This is a genomic window from Rhodococcus sp. ACPA1, from assembly GCF_002300195.1.
Classification (GTDB): domain Bacteria; phylum Actinomycetota; class Actinomycetes; order Mycobacteriales; family Mycobacteriaceae; genus Rhodococcus_F; species Rhodococcus_F opacus.
The window spans coordinates 241,603-256,083 of the sequence record NZ_NSDX01000001.1; the positions used below are offsets into that span (position 1 = coordinate 241,603).

10 protein-coding genes are annotated in these 14,481 nt (G+C 68.7%); 6 read left to right on the forward strand and 4 right to left on the reverse strand.

All coding sequences use genetic code 11. From position 1 onward, the window contains the following. Positions 1 to 9: 9 nt before the first annotated feature. Positions 10 to 1,374 carry an NAD(P)/FAD-dependent oxidoreductase gene (locus tag CJ177_RS00990; protein WP_005238511.1) on the forward strand — a complete coding sequence of 455 codons (1,365 nt, stop codon included), beginning with the start codon at positions 10 to 12 and terminating at the stop codon, positions 1,372 to 1,374. A gap of 2 nt (positions 1,375 to 1,376) precedes the next feature. On the opposite strand, the gene CJ177_RS00995 is transcribed toward CJ177_RS00990, so the two are convergent. Further along, positions 1,377 to 2,636, reverse strand: coding sequence for a hypothetical protein (locus CJ177_RS00995; RefSeq protein ID WP_095867115.1), 1,260 nt, complete (start codon positions 2,634 to 2,636; stop codon positions 1,377 to 1,379). A 104-nt stretch (positions 2,637 to 2,740) separates the two neighbouring features. On the opposite strand from CJ177_RS00995, the gene CJ177_RS01000 reads away from it, so the two are divergent. After that, the gene (locus CJ177_RS01000; RefSeq protein ID WP_025432092.1) at positions 2,741 to 3,520 is read left to right on the forward strand and encodes an FAD:protein FMN transferase; all 780 of its coding nucleotides are present in this window, start codon (positions 2,741 to 2,743) and stop codon (positions 3,518 to 3,520) included. Between the two features lies 1 nt (position 3,521). On the opposite strand, the gene pgi is transcribed toward CJ177_RS01000, so the two are convergent. Further along, the gene (gene pgi, locus CJ177_RS01005) at positions 3,522 to 5,174 is read right to left on the reverse strand and encodes a glucose-6-phosphate isomerase (RefSeq protein ID WP_095867116.1); all 1,653 of its coding nucleotides are present in this window, start codon (positions 5,172 to 5,174) and stop codon (positions 3,522 to 3,524) included. Positions 5,175 to 5,243: 69 nt separating this feature from the next. Here pgi and CJ177_RS01010 point away from each other — a divergent pair, with 69 nt between their 5' ends. After that, the gene (locus CJ177_RS01010; protein ID WP_179443142.1) at positions 5,244 to 6,698 is read left to right on the forward strand and encodes an NAD-dependent succinate-semialdehyde dehydrogenase; all 1,455 of its coding nucleotides are present in this window, start codon (positions 5,244 to 5,246) and stop codon (positions 6,696 to 6,698) included. Positions 6,699 to 6,735: 37 nt separating this feature from the next. Here CJ177_RS01010 and CJ177_RS01015 read toward each other — a convergent pair whose 3' ends face one another. After that, a complete protein-coding gene (locus CJ177_RS01015; protein ID WP_005238528.1) occupies positions 6,736 to 7,032 on the reverse strand; it encodes a chorismate mutase in 297 nt (98 codons plus the stop codon). Between the two features lie 273 nt (positions 7,033 to 7,305). Here CJ177_RS01015 and pcrA point away from each other — a divergent pair, with 273 nt between their 5' ends. Then, positions 7,306 to 9,792 (forward strand): DNA helicase PcrA, encoded by a 2,487-nt coding sequence (gene pcrA, locus CJ177_RS01020; RefSeq protein ID WP_005238535.1) that lies wholly within the window; start codon positions 7,306 to 7,308, stop codon positions 9,790 to 9,792. A 75-nt stretch (positions 9,793 to 9,867) separates the two neighbouring features. Here pcrA and CJ177_RS01025 read toward each other — a convergent pair whose 3' ends face one another. Beyond that, on the reverse strand, positions 9,868 to 10,929 hold the full coding sequence (locus tag CJ177_RS01025; RefSeq protein ID WP_005259979.1) for a M23 family metallopeptidase: 1,062 nt from the start codon (positions 10,927 to 10,929) through the stop codon (positions 9,868 to 9,870). Positions 10,930 to 11,159: 230 nt separating this feature from the next. Here CJ177_RS01025 and CJ177_RS01030 point away from each other — a divergent pair, with 230 nt between their 5' ends. Both CJ177_RS01030 and sucC read left to right on the forward strand, forming a co-directional pair. Further along, on the forward strand, positions 11,160 to 13,112 hold the full coding sequence (locus CJ177_RS01030; protein WP_095867117.1) for a hypothetical protein: 1,953 nt from the start codon (positions 11,160 to 11,162) through the stop codon (positions 13,110 to 13,112). Positions 13,113 to 13,305: 193 nt separating this feature from the next. Then, positions 13,306 to 14,475 (forward strand): ADP-forming succinate--CoA ligase subunit beta, encoded by a 1,170-nt coding sequence (gene sucC / locus CJ177_RS01035; RefSeq protein WP_005238541.1) that lies wholly within the window; start codon positions 13,306 to 13,308, stop codon positions 14,473 to 14,475. Positions 14,476 to 14,481: the final 6 nt, after the last annotated feature.

Genomic DNA, 14,481 nt, shown 5'->3' on the forward strand with positions numbered 1-14,481 from the left:
GACTGACCTATGACGACCGCCCAGGAATCCTCGTCCCTCGGCCTGCAGCGTTCGAGGCCCCGTGTCGTCATCGTCGGGGGAGGGTTCGGCGGGATCCACGCCGCCCGGCGGCTCTGCGACGTCGACGTGGACGTCACCCTGCTGGACCGGGGAACCAGCCACCTCTTCCAGCCGCTGCTCTACCAATGCGCGACGGGGTTGCTTTCCGAAGGGGAGATCAGCAGCCCGCTGCGGCACCTGCTGCGCGGCAACCGCAACGTGCACGTCGCCCTCGGGGAGGCGCACGCCGTCGATGCCGCCAGCAGGGTCCTGACCGCCAGTCGCTTCGACGGATCCACGTTCGACCTTCCCTACGACTACCTGATCGTCGCGGCGGGAATGCGTCAGGCGTACCACGGGCACGACGAGTACATCCGGTGGGCACCGGGGATGAAGACCCTCGACGACGCGCTCGCCATTCGCCGAAAGCTGATCTCCGCCTTCGAGATGGCCGAATCGCTGCCCACCGCGGAGGAGCGCAGGCCGTGGCTGACATTCGCCGTCGCAGGCGGCGGACCCACCGGAGTCGAACTGGCGGGCCAGATCCGGGAACTCGCCGTGCACGCCCTCGCCCACGAGTTCCAGTCCATCGACCCCTGCGAGGCCCGGGTGCTGCTCTTCCACGGCGGCGACCGCGTTCTCCCGTCGTTCAACCGGAAACTGTCCGCGGCGGCGCAGAGAACCCTCGACAAGGTCGGCGTCGAAACGCATCTCGGTGTGCACGTCACCGACGTCTGCGAGACCAGCATCGAGACGACGGCCAAGAACGCGGCCCACACCAAGAAGCGCTACGGGGCTCGCACGATCCTCTGGACCGCGGGCGTCGAGGCCGTGCCGTTCGCGGGAGCTCTCGCGAATGCGCTGGGCGTGAAGCAGATTCAGGGTGGGCGCATCGCCGTCGAACCCGATCTCACCGTGCCCGGACACCCGAACGTCTGGGTGATCGGCGACCTGATGTCGCTGAACGAGCTTCCCGGCGTTGCCGAGGTCGCGATGCAGGGTGGCAGGCACGTCGGTGGATGCATCGCCCGCACCGTCGCGGGGGGAACGCCCGACCGCAAACCTTTCAAATACCGCGACCTGGGGAGCGCGGCCTACATCGCCCGCAGGCACGCGCTGCTCCAGGCCGGCCCGATCCGGATGTCCGGGTTCATGGGCTGGGTCTCGTGGGGTGTCATCCACATCGCGTTCCTCGCCGGGTACCGCAACCGGTTCGGCACCCTGCTGAACTGGGGCGTCACGCTGGCGTCGCGGACGCGCCGGGAGCGGGCGATCACCTACGGCGATCCGCAGTCGGCGCGTCAGCCCTACGCCGAACCCGCGTCCGAGTCCTGACGTCACCAGCTCCGTGCGTCGAGACCGTGGCGGGCGAGGACGTTCGCCGCTCGCTCCCGGAGCGCGGCGTGGTCCGGACTGTCCAGCGACTCGAGCGCGAGGGAGTAGCTGCCGCCGAATCGGCTGAGATAGGCGGAGAGCCGGGTGCGGCTGGTCACGACACCCGGATGCACGGCTCGGGTGGCGATGCCGGTGGCGCGGTGACCGCCGATCGAGACGAGCGCCTCGGGTAGCGGTCCGATGTTGGAACACAGTACGTCCCGTTCGCCGGGGCTGCCCGTGAGGGCATGCGCCACCCGGTCGGGGACCAGTTGCAGCATTTCCTCCGGGAACCCGGCCGGACTCGTCATCGCGGGCGCGGAGAACGCCGCGCGGCTCGCCGCCCGCACGTCGGCGACGGTGTCCTGCGGGCCGACGTCCACCTCGACCATGGCGACGGAGTTCGCGGTACCCGACGAGGTGGCGGCGCCCCGCAGGTCCATCGGCACACTGATCGTGAGCGGCCGGGATTCGCCGTCCCGCCGCGCCAACTCGGCCACCACGGCCAGGAACAGGCTGTTCGGGGTTCCGCCCGCCCGCTCCGCGGCGGCGTCCCACCGTTCGGCGTCCACGTCCAGCACCGCCGACACAGGTGAGTGGCAAAATGTGGCGGGGGACGCTTTGCCACTCACGTGCAGGAAGCGCCGGAGTTCCGCGCGCCGGGTCCCGCTCACCACGAGGCCGGCGACCGCACGCGCGGTTCCCTCCGTCACGCGGCGGGCGAGCCGGGTGGCGTCCCACATGTCCGCGACAGCGCCGTCCGCACCTCCTGGAGCCGACGGGGGCAGGCCCTGCAGCGCCGCCGCGATGGCTGCCGCCAGTCCGCGCGCATCCGCGAGCACGTGCGAACACACCAGCGACAGCACCGTGCCCCCGTCGGCGGGTCGTGCGCACGCCAGCCGCCAGCCGGGACCCCGCTCGGGGTCGACCGGCAACGAGCCCTGCTCGTCCGCCCACGCGAGGACCGTCCCGGCCTCGATTTCCGCGTATTCGACGGGGAAGGCGTCGGTACTCGGCTCGAACCGGGGCCGCGCGCCGGGAATTCGCGGACGCACCACGCGCCTGCCGAGCGGTCCGCGGGCGAAGTCTGCGCTCAGGGAGTCGAGAATCGAGGCGTTCACCTGCCCGTCGGTACGCCACAGTCCCTGCATCACGATCGGCGTTCCCCACCCCCGATGGGTGCGCAGGAACATCTCGTCGACGACGCTCAATCGGGCGCTCACCAGCGAAGTGTACGACCGGTCGAGGTGGACGACGGACGCGGACCTCTGGACAGCCGGCGCATACTGGAAGTGCAGCGCTGTACAGACCGCACACGGAGAACACCATGGTTAGCGTCGAGAAATGGAAGGTGTGGGGTTCCGTCGTGGAAGTCGACGTCACCGAAGGTGCCGCCCTTCCCGAGGCTGCAGCGCTGATCGCGGCCGTCATCGACGAGGCCGAATCGGTCTGCGACATCCACCGCGGCGACGCCGAGATCCACGCCGTCAACCTCTCGCAGGGCGCGCCGGTGAAGGTCAGCCGGCGGATGTCGGCACTGCTGCGTTCGGCGCTCTGGGCCGCCCGGATGACCGACGGGGTGGTGAACCCGCTCGCCTCCGAATCGCCCGACGAGGACCTGATCCCCACCGTGCACCCGGAGCCGAGCTTCCTCGACGTCCAGATCGACGACGACGTCGTGTTCGCGCCGTGGGGCGCCTCGTTCGACATCACCGACACCGCCAAGGCCGACACGGTGGACCGGGCGGCGGAACTGGTCGCCCGCCAACTCGAGTGCGGGGCCGCCGTGCGTATCGGCGACGTCATCGCAACGGCCGGGCACTGTCCCGCCGGCGGCTGGCAGATCCCGGTGCCCGGCGACGGCGAGGTCGAATTGGTGAACGGGACTGCGATGGCGACGGCGTTCGCGCCCCCGGCCGCCGAACCGCCCACCGCCACCGAGTGGGAGACGGTGACGGTGATCGCCGACGACGCACTCTGGGCGTACGCGGCCAGCATCGCCGCCCTCGCCCGCGGCATCGGTGCGATCCGCTGGATCGAACAGCACGAGCTGCGGGCCCGGCTGGTGGACCGGTCGGGCCGGGTCTACACCACCGAGAGCTGGTGAATCAGGCCCGTCCGCGCTGACGGCGGTACCAGCGCACCAGGCTGTCCGTCGACGAATCACTCTGCGCGGCCGGTTCATCCGCGGCAGTGAGTACCGGCTGCAGCTCCACAGCCTGCGTCTTGCCGAGCTCGACACCCCACTGGTCGAACGAGTCGATACCCCACACGACACCCTCCACGAACACCTGGTGCTCGTACAGGGCGATCAGCTGCCCGATCACCGACGGGGTGAGCTTCGGCGCGAGGATCGTGGTGGACGGCCGGTTGCCGGGCATGACCTTGTGCGGCACCAGATGTTCGGGCGTTCCCTCGGCCGCGATCTCCTCGGCCGTCTTGCCGAACGCCAGGACCTTCGTCTGGGCGAAGAAGTTGCTCATCAGCAGGTCGTGCATGCTGCCGGTGCCGTCCGCGGTGGGCAGGTCGTCCGTGGGCTCGCCGAAACCGATGAAATCGGAGGGGACGAGCCGGGTGCCCTGGTGCAGGAGCTGGTAGAAGGCGTGCTGCCCGTTGGTGCCGGGTTCACCCCAGAAGATCTCACCGGTGGACGTGGGGACGGGGGAGCCGTCGGCACGCACCGACTTGCCGTTCGATTCCATCGTCAACTGCTGCAGATAGGCCGGGAACCGCACGAGGTCGTTGGAATACGGCAGCACGGCACGGGATTCGGCGCCGAAGAAGTTCGAGTACCAGAGTCCGATCAGGCCGAGCAGGACCGGCGCGTTATCCTCGAGCGGCGCCGTGCGGAAGTGTTCGTCCACGGCGTGGAAGCCGGCGAGGAACTCCGCGAACCGCTCCTTGCCGATCGCCGCCATCACCGACAGCCCGATGGCGGAATCGACGGAGTACCGGCCTCCTACCCAATCCCAGAATCCGAACATGTTGGCCGTGTCGATACCGAATTCCGCCACCCGATCCGCATGCGTCGAGACGGCGACGAAATGCTTTGCGACCGCTTCGTTTCCGAGGCCGAGGCCGCCGAGCAGCCAGCGCCGCGCGGCGGTGGCGTTGGTGAGCGTCTCGAGCGTCGAGAACGTCTTGGACGCCACGATGAACAGGGTGGTGGCCGGGTCGAGGCCCTGCAGGCTGCGCACCAGGTCGGCGGGGTCGACGTTGGAGATGAACCGGACGCTGATGCCGGCGTCGGCGTAATGCCGCAGCGCGCGGTACACCATCACCGGACCCAGATCCGAACCGCCGATACCGATGTTGACGACGGTCTTGATTCGCTCGCCCGTCGCGCCACGCCATTCACCGGAGCGCACACGATCCGTGAAGTCGCCCATGCGGTCGAGGACCTCGTGGACGTCGGCCACGACGTCCTGCCCGTCGACGACGAGAGACGCGTCGGCGGGCAGCCTCAGCGCGGTGTGGAGGACGGCGCGGTCCTCGGAAGTGTTGATGTGCTCGCCCGCGAACATCGCGTCGCGGCGTGCCTCCAGGTCGGCGCTGCGCGCCAGCTCGAGAAGCAACCCGATGGTGTCGCGGTCGATGCGGTGCTTGCTGTAGTCGATGTACAGGTCGCCGGCCGAGACGGTGAGTTCCTGCCCGCGCGCCGGGTCCTTCTCGAAGAGTTCTCGAAGATGGACGGACTGAATTTGAGCGTGATGATCACGCAATTTCTGCCAGGCAGCGGTTCCGGTGATGTCTGAGCTCACGAGATTTGAGCTTAATGCCCGCGCGTCGAAACTTCCGTGCGAACTTCGGTGCGGCGCATGATGGACGTCATGGATGCTGTCGAACTCATGCGAACCGTTCCCACAACCCTCTTTCTCGGCGGCGAGAAGCGTGACGCCGAGAACGGTGCCACGTTCACCGTTTTCGACCCGGCCACCGGTGACGCCCTCACCGAGGTGGCGGACGCCAGCCCTGCCGACGCGATGAAAGCGCTCGACGCCGCGGTCGCGGTGCAGCGGGAGTGGGCGGCGACCCCGGCACGTGAGCGTGGGGAACTGCTCCGCGCGGTGTTCGAGAAGATCACGGCCCGGGCCGACGACTTCGCGCTGCTGATGACGCTGGAGATGGGCAAGGCGCTGCCGGAGAGCGCGGGGGAGGTCAAGTACGGCGCCGAGTTCTTCCGGTGGTTCAGCGAGGAGGCCGTGCGTATCGCAGGCCGCTACACACCGGCACCCGCGGGAAACGGACGCATCCTGGTGACCAAGCAGCCCGTCGGACCGTGTCTGGCGATCACACCGTGGAACTTCCCGCTCGCGATGGGCACCCGCAAGATCGGGCCCGCCCTGGCCGCCGGCTGCACGATGATCGTCAAACCCGCCTCCGAGACTCCGCTGACGATGCTCCTGCTCGCCGAGGTGATGGCCGACGCGGGGCTTCCGAAGGGCGTGCTGTCCGTGCTGCCGACGTCGAAGTCTGGTGAGGTGACCGGTCCGCTGCTCGACGACCCCCGGCTGCGGAAGCTCACGTTCACCGGCTCGACCGGGGTGGGGCGGATGCTCGTCGAGAAGTCGGCGAAGGGGCTGCTGCGCACGTCCATGGAACTCGGCGGGAACGCGCCCTTCGTGGTCTTCGACGACGCGGACGTGGACAAGGCGGTGGCCGGCGCCGTCCTCGCCAAGATGCGCAACGGGGGCGAGGCCTGCACCGCGGCTAATCGCTTCCACGTCGCGAACAGTGTGCGGGAGGAGTTCACCGCGAAGCTCGTCGACAAGCTGTCCTCGTACACACTCGGACCCGGCACGGATCCCGACACGACGCTCGGCCCGCTGATCAACGCGGACCAACTCGAGAAGGTCGGGGAACTGGTGCAGGACGCCGTCGGCGCCGGCGCCCGGGTGCGGCTCGGCGGGGTCGCCCCGGAAGGTCCCGGTTACTTCTACCCGGCGACCGTGCTGGACGAGATCCCCGCGCAGGCCCGGATCCTGAAGGAAGAGGTGTTCGGACCGGTCGTCGCGATCGCCGGGTTCGGCACCGAAGAAGAAGGGATCGCCGCGGCCAACGACACGGAATTCGGCCTGGCGTCGTACATCTTCACCCGCGACCTGGATCGTGCACTCCGGGTGGCCGACGCCCTCGAATCGGGCATGGTCGGCATCAATCGCGGAGTCATCTCGGACACCGCTGCCCCCTTCGGCGGCGTCAAAGCGTCAGGCTTCGGGCGCGAAGGGGGCAGTGAAGGCATCGAGGAGTACCTGGAGACCAAGTACGTGGCACTCGAGCCGTAACGACCGCCGTCGGGGGATGGGCAGGCCGTTTCGGGAATCAGTGACCGAGGCGGCCGCGCCCGAGGCGCAGCAGCAGCATGGCGAGTGTGTGGCCTTCCTGGCCGAGCTCGTTGAACCGCTCGAGCACCTTCATCTCACGGCTGTGGACGAGGCGGGGACCGCCGGACGCCATCCGCGTGCGCCCGATGAGCTGCGAGACCTCTGCACGGCGCTTGATAGCGGCGAGAATCTCGGCGTCGAGCTTGTCGATCTCCTGGCGGAGAACCTCGATCTCGGCCTCGCTGGTGGGAACAGCGGTTTCCTTGGCGGCTGATGCGACGGTCTGAGTGCTCATTGGTTCGTCTCCCTCTTGTCAGAACTTGGATCGTTGTTTTGGCTCGAGTCGTTACCGATCCAGGCTCGTTTGACGAAAAAAGCCCCGGATCCGGTGCGGACCTCGGGGCTCGTGAGCTGTTCAGTTCACGGGCACCGGAGGCCGGTACCCGTAAAAAAATCGCCACAGGGGGCGCGACGGCGGACTGAACATGTGTACCAGTTTGCCATGGCGGCACCGCGCAGGCCAAGCGGCTGTGACGCTGTCGGTACACGCCGGTAAGTTTGATAGACGATGAACACTATCTCCGGCACCGCTTCTCCTCTGAGCAACGAGACGACCCCGCGCGCCGCCGCACCTGCGCGCACAGGGTCGGACGTGCTCCTCGAGGGCCTCAACCCACCGCAACGGGAAGCGGTCGTGCACGCCGGTTCTCCGCTGTTGATCGTCGCGGGTGCGGGCTCGGGCAAGACGGCTGTCCTCACCCGCCGCATCGCATATCTGCTGGCCGAGCGGGGGGTGATGCCCGGTCAGATCCTGGCCATCACGTTCACCAACAAGGCTGCCGCGGAGATGCGGGAACGCGTCGCCCACCTCGTCGGCCCCAGGGCCAACAGCATGTGGGTGTCCACGTTCCACTCCAGCTGCGTGCGGATCCTGCGAGCCCAGGCGGCGCTGCTCCCCGGCCTCAACTCGAACTTCTCCATCTACGACGCGGACGATTCGCGGCGGCTCCTGACGATGATCGCCAAGGATCTGAACATCGACACCAAGCGCTATTCGGCGCGGCTGCTCGCCACCCACATCTCGAATCTCAAGAACGAGCTCGTCGACCCGGAGCAGGCGAGCGCCGACGCCGACAAGGATCCGGCGGAACTGCCGCGGCTGATCGCCAAGGTGTACGGGCACTACCAGCAGCGGTTGCGTTCGGCGAACGCGCTGGACTTCGACGACCTGATCGGCGAGACGGTCGCGATGCTGCAGGCGTTCCCCCAGGTGGCCGAATACTACCGGCGGCGGTTCCGCCACGTGCTGGTCGACGAGTACCAGGATACGAACCACGCCCAGTACATGCTGGTGCGTGAACTGGTCGGCGGAACCGCCGACGGCGAGGACGCGGACCACCGGGTCGCCCCGGCCGAGCTGTGCGTGGTGGGTGACGCGGATCAGTCGATCTACGCGTTCCGCGGCGCGACGATCCGCAACATCGAGGAGTTCGAGCGCGACTACCCGGACGCCCGCACCATCCTGCTGGAGCAGAACTACCGCTCCACCCAGAACATTCTGTCGGCGGCCAACTCGGTGATCTCGAAGAACACCGGCCGGCGTGAGAAGCGGCTGTGGACCGATTCGGGCGAGGGCGAGCTGATCACCGGCTACGTCGCGGACAACGAGCACGACGAGGCGTCGTTCGTGGCGTCCGAGATCGACAAGCTCGTCGATTCCGGCGACGCCAAGTTCGGTGACGTCGCCGTGTTCTACCGCACCAACAACTCGTCCCGTGCCCTCGAAGAGATCTTCATCCGGCTCGGCGTTCCGTACAAGGTCGTCGGCGGAGTGCGGTTCTACGAGCGCAAGGAGGTGCGGGACATCGTCGCGTATCTCCGAGTCCTCGCGAACGAGGACGACACCGTCAGCCTGCGCCGGATCCTCAACACGCCCCGCCGCGGCATCGGCGACCGCGCCGAGGCGTGTGTGGCCGTCCACTCCGAGCAACGGGGCATCAGCTTCGCCGAGGCGCTGCGGGACGGCGGTGAGGGCCGTGTACCGCTGCTGAACACCCGTTCCCAGAAGGCCATCGCGTCCTTCCTCGAACTCATGGACGGACTGCGGGTGATGCTCCCGCCGGAGACCACTGCGGATGACGTCGTCCCCGACCAGCTCGGCGACATCGGTGACGTCGTCGAGGCGGTCCTGGAGCGGACGGGCTACCGCGCCGAACTCGCGGCGAGCAGTGACCCCCAGGACGGGGCGCGCCTCGACAACCTCAACGAACTCGTGAGCGTGGCGCGTGAGTTCAGCTCCGACGCGCGGAACGCGGCCGGCCTCGTGGAACCGCCGGAGGACGGCGACGTCGACGCCCGGGACGGTGAACCCGACCCCGGTTCCCTCGCCGCGTTCCTCGAACGCGTGTCGCTGGTCGCGGATTCCGATCAGCTACCCGACAACGACGAAGGCGTCGTCACGCTGATGACCCTGCACACCGCGAAGGGGCTCGAGTTTCCCGTCGTCTTCGTCACCGGGTGGGAAGACGGTCAGTTCCCGCACATGCGAGCGCTCGGCGACCCCACGGAACTGTCGGAGGAGCGCCGGCTCGCGTACGTCGGCATCACCCGTGCCCGGCAGCGGCTGTATCTGACGCGGGCCGTCATGCGGTCGGCGTGGGGCCAGCCCATCCAGAACCCGGAGTCGCGGTTCCTGCAGGAGATCCCGTCGGATCTCGTGCACTGGCGTCGTGAGGACCCGGGCACCGGTATCGGTTCCGGTGGTGCGATCGGCGGTGGCCGTGCGCGTGGATCGGGATACGGCGGTCAGGGCTTCGGCGGCGGTTCCGGTTACGGCGGCGGGTCGGCAGGCACGCCGAGCTTCGGCGCAGCCCGTTCCCGCAACAACAACCTGGTGCTCACGGTCGGCGACCGTGTCAGTCACGACAAGTACGGCCTCGGCACGGTCCTCGAGACCAAGGGCGCCGGCCCGACCGCGACGGTCACCATCGATTTCGGCAGCGCGGGCAAGGTCCGGCTGATGTTGATCGGTGGCGTCCCGATGGTCAAGCTGTAGCGACGGCGAAACGACTGCGGCGCATGCATTGCATGCGCCGCAGTCGTGTGTTCGGGTGGTGCCGAAAGGTTTCGGTCAGTCCATCTCGGGGCCGAGGCTGATGCCGCGGGAGGCCAGCCAGGGGAGGGGATCGATCTTGTTCTCGCCGGCGAGGTGGACCTCGAAGTGCAGGTGCGGGCCGGTGGAGAAGCCGCGGTTGCCGACGGTGGCGATCTGGTCGCCCGCCATGACCTTCTGGCCGACGGTGACGGTGGAGGTGTTGATGTGGCCGTAGACGGTGATGGTGCCGTCGGCGTGCTTGAGGCGGACCCACATGCCGAACCCGGAAGCCGGACCCGAGTCGATGACCTCGCCGTCGGCGACGGCCACGATGGGGGTGCCGATGGGGGCGGCGATGTCGACGCCCGCGTGCAGGGTGCCCCAGCGGCTTCCGAAGTTGGAGGTGAAGGTTCCCACGGCGGGGAGGACGAACAGGGGGCGGCGGGCAGCGGCTTCGCGGGCGGCGCGCTCTTCGCTGAAACGCTGTCCCTTGGCGAGCAGGTTGCTGAACTGCGACAGGTCGGTCGGGTTCGCGATGTTGAGGACCTGCGGGGCGTTCGACTCGGACGCGGCGGTGTCGGCGACCGTGGAGAACTGGGCGGCCTGCGGCTCGGCGGTGGTTCCGATGGTGCTCGACTCGTCACTGGCGAGGGCGACCTCGGAGTGGTCGGAGGAGCTGGACGATCCGCTGGTGACGGCGGCCTGGCCTGCGGCGACTACGGCGCCCGCTGCGACTGCGAGGACTGCGGCGCGACCTTTGAGAGCTGAGGGGGGAGTCGGGATGCGGTGGGCTCCGCGGCGGGAGTGGGAGGGTGCGCCCTCGAAGGACTCGGAACCGCTGCGGGGAGTGAAGCCGGGAATCTCGGACTCGGTGTCGACGGTCTCGAAGCCGTTGCCGGCGTCGACGCTGTCGGGGGTGGAGCGTGTGGACTGCGAATTGCGGAAGAGCATGCGTGAAATCTCAGAACTATCGGTCTCGGGATAACGCTCGACCGACCTCGAGGGGTACGTGGGCGCGACTTCGTCGTTGTGACCCCGCAACTCGTCATCGTGGTGACTCACAAAACGGCTGGCCGTGAACTGGCTGCGATGGTGCATACGCCCGTCCCCCTCCTGCTCGTGACCTGCCTGTGACTTAGACCTTGGCGACGGTAACGAAACGGTTGCGATGCGCGCAACCTGTAACGCGGAGGAACGGCTACATGTGACGGGCATCACAAACTGAGCTGGGGAAACGTCGAACCCACTTTTCGTCTCGGTTCAATCTCGCCCCTGAATACGCGTGTCACAACGCGGGGGAGGCAGTGGGTTAGCGCTAGCGTCGGCCTGTGGCGTCATCAACTCGATCTCCGGACGGGCGTAGGGCCGAGCCCGAACGTATTCCCTCGTCCGGCGGCACCGGTCTGACGGCCGTCGAGGAGCCCGATCCCGCCCGTGCGCGCCGGGGGTGCGTGCTCGCGGTCGTCCTGGGTCTCGTCGGGGGTGTGGGAGTGGCCTCGGCGCCCGTCCTGCACGCCGTCCGTTCGGCCGACGGGGTGGCCGCGCCGTCCGCGATCGGCGCAGCCGCACTGTGGGCTGCCGTCTTCGCCCTCGCCGCACCCGTCCTCGCCGTCCCCGCGCTTGTCGCCCGGCGCACCGCGGTGGCGGGTGCGCTGCTGGCCGGTGCCGGTGCGGTGTCCCTCGGCGCCGCCGTGCTCGACACACAGCTGTGGACGGACGCCATCGACGCCAATCGACTCGAACTGTTCCGGCCCGAGACGGCGGCCGAGCTCGCCGCCGGGTCCGGCGCGTACGCCGCCCTCGGCGGACACCTGCTGATCGCCTTCGCCGGCCTCCTCGGCATGGTGGCAGTCCACCGGGAGTCGCTGATGGACGGTTACGGCGACGCCCGCAGCTCCGAACAGGTCGGACGAGCGACCGGCGCCCGTGCCGGATTCCTGCCGTCCGCGGTCGCGGTGGTCGCCGCCGTCGTGCTCGTCGGCGCGCTGTTCGCTCCCGCCTTCGTGTCCGAGGATCCGGTCATCCTCGTCCCGACGGTCGTGGAGTCGGATCTCGCCGCGTCCGCAGGCGCCGGGCTGCTGGCGGCGGCCGTTCTGATCGTGGTCGCCTCCGCACTGGCGTCCATCTCACCGCCCGTCGCGTCCGGTGCGCTCGTCGGGGCCGGTCTGGCCGCACTCGGCGTGGTCGGGACGCGCCTGGTGGCCGGACTCGCCGCGGGCGAACGGATCCAGCCCGGGCCCGGCGCGGTGTGGGGGACCGTCGGCGCCGGTGTCCTCGTACTCGTCGGTGTCTGCATCCCGATGGTCGACCGGGCTCGCGACAGCAGGATCCTGAAGACGCTCGCCACCCCCTCGTCGTCCGCGCCGGCTCAGGGCGCCCCGGCGAAGAAGGGGGCCGTCACCCCGTCCGCGAAGGGCGTCGCCAAGGCGGCGCTGCGAGCCGAGGCCGCCGCGGCCCGCGCTCGAATCGCCCGCTGGCACGTCGCCGCCGGGACCACCGGAATCGTCACCGCCGTGCTCGCCGCCGCCGGTGCCCTGCTCCCCGTCCTCGACATCCCGGCCGACGCCGTGCGCCCCGACATCTACGCCACCCGGGTCGTGCTCGTCGCCGCCCTCGTGCTCGTCGTCGGCTGCGTCTGGCTGCTGCTGTCGGAGTTCGCCTCCACCGTCCGGCCCGCGGTCGGAGTGCTGTGGGTGACGATCCCGTTCTCCGTCGCCTCGGTGTCGCAGTCCGTCGTGCTCGCCACCGACGTCCCCGGAATCGGCGCCGGAATCGGTGCCGCGCTGCTGTGGTGTGCGGCCGTCACCGCCGGCGTCACCGGCGTGCTGACGTGGTTCGCCGGTTCGGCGGAACGCGAGGAGATCGACACGTCCGAGGAGCCGTCCACCTCGATCGCGGTCCTCGCGGTCGGTGGTCTCGGGGCGGTCGCCGCGTTCGTCGGACTGGGACTGCCGCTCTTCCACGGGACCGATGCACGCGGCGACGACTACGCGCCCGCATCGTTCGCGGAGTTCCCGTGGAACCTCGACGTGTGGGGGCGCGTCCTACTGGGCGTCGCGGTGGTCCTCGCAGTGATCGTCGCCTCACGTGCCCGCCCCGCCCGGGCGGTGGCACTCCTGCTCGGTTCGGCCGTTGTGGTGGGGGTATACCTCCTGTCGTGGCCGCTCACCGCGGCCCGGGTGACCGATCCCTCAATGGGGGCCGGTGTCGTCCCGACAACGGTGGGCATAGTGTTGATTGCGGCTGCCGCGGCCCTCACGACACGCAGCAGAAATCGGTGAGGTCCGCCCCGTCGACCGCGGTGAGGCTCTCCTCAGTACTTCTGGTGAGGCTCGCCTCAATGCGTGTTATCGCGTGATGTGGACCACATAGCAGACACGCGGCCGCAGACCGGGCCCGGCAACTGGTTAAAGTCCAAAACAGACCCGCTCCTACCCCTCGAGCGGGTGTCAACGCAGACGAGACGGTGAGCAGATGGATCTCTTCGAATACCAGGCGAAGGAACTCTTCGCCAAGCACGAGGTGCCGACTTCGGCTGGGCGTGTTACCGACACGGTCGCCGGTGCACGCGAGATTGCCGAAGAAATCGGCAAGCCCGTGATGGTCAAGGCGCAGGTCAAGGTCGGAGGCCGCGGCAAGGCCGGTGGCGTCAAGTACTCCGCCGACGCCGATGCCGCCCAGGCCAACGCCGAGGCGATCCTGGGCCTCGACATCAAGGGTCATGTCGTCAAGAAGCTGCTGGTCGCAGAGGCGAGTGACATCGCCGAGGAGTACTACATCTCCTTCCTGCTCGACCGCACCAACCGCACCTACCTGGCCATGTGCTCGGTCGAGGGTGGCGTCGAGATCGAGGTCACCGCCGAGGAGAACCCCGACGCTCTCGCGAAGATCCCCGTGGACGCCGTCAAGGGTGTCGACCTCGCGTTCGCGCGCAGCATCGCCGAGGCAGGAAAGCTGCCCGCCGAGGTGCTCGACGCAGCGGCCGTGACGATCCAGAAGCTGTGGGAGGTCTTCATCAACGAAGACGCTCTCCTCGTCGAGGTCAACCCGCTCGTCCGCACGCCGGACGACCAGATCCTCGCGCTCGACGGCAAGGTCACGCTCGACGAGAACGCTGCGTTCCGTCAGCCCGGCCACGAGGCGTTCGAGGACAAGGACGCCACGGACCCGCTCGAGCTCAAGGCCAAGGAGAACGACCTCAACTACGTCAAGCTCGACGGTGAGGTCGGCATCATCGGTAACGGCGCCGGCCTGGTCATGTCGACCCTGGACGTCGTCGCCTACGCCGGTGAGAAGCACGGTGGCGTGAAGCCGGCCAACTTCCTCGACATCGGTGGCGGCGCCTCCGCAGAGGTCATGGCGAACGGCCTGGACGTCATCCTGAACGACGCGCAGGTCAAGAGCGTGTTCGTGAACGTTTTCGGTGGCATCACCGCGTGTGACGCGGTCGCCAACGGCATCGTCGGCGCCCTGAAGACGCTCGGTGACGAGGCCAACAAGCCGCTGGTCGTCCGCCTGGACGGCAACAACGTCGAAGAGGGTCGTCGTATCCTCGCCGAGGCCGCCCACCCGCTGGTCACGGTCGTCGGAACCATGGACGAGGCTGCCGACAAGGCTGCCGAGCTGGCCTTCGCCGCAAAGTAAAGGGAC

Coding starts and splice junctions, on each gene's coding strand:
- CJ177_RS00990 (WP_005238511.1), top strand. CDS start 10: ATGACGACCGCCCAGGAATCCTCGTCCCTCGGCCTGCAGCGTTCGAGG.
- CJ177_RS01000 (WP_025432092.1), top strand. CDS start 2,741: ATGGTTAGCGTCGAGAAATGGAAGGTGTGGGGTTCCGTCGTGGAAGTC.
- CJ177_RS01010 (WP_179443142.1), top strand. CDS start 5,244: ATGGATGCTGTCGAACTCATGCGAACCGTTCCCACAACCCTCTTTCTC.
- CJ177_RS01015 (WP_005238528.1), bottom strand. CDS start 7,032: ATGAGCACTCAGACCGTCGCATCAGCCGCCAAGGAAACCGCTGTTCCC.
- pcrA (WP_005238535.1), top strand. CDS start 7,306: ATGAACACTATCTCCGGCACCGCTTCTCCTCTGAGCAACGAGACGACC.
- CJ177_RS01025 (WP_005259979.1), bottom strand. CDS start 10,929: ATGCACCATCGCAGCCAGTTCACGGCCAGCCGTTTTGTGAGTCACCAC.
- sucC (WP_005238541.1), top strand. CDS start 13,306: ATGGATCTCTTCGAATACCAGGCGAAGGAACTCTTCGCCAAGCACGAG.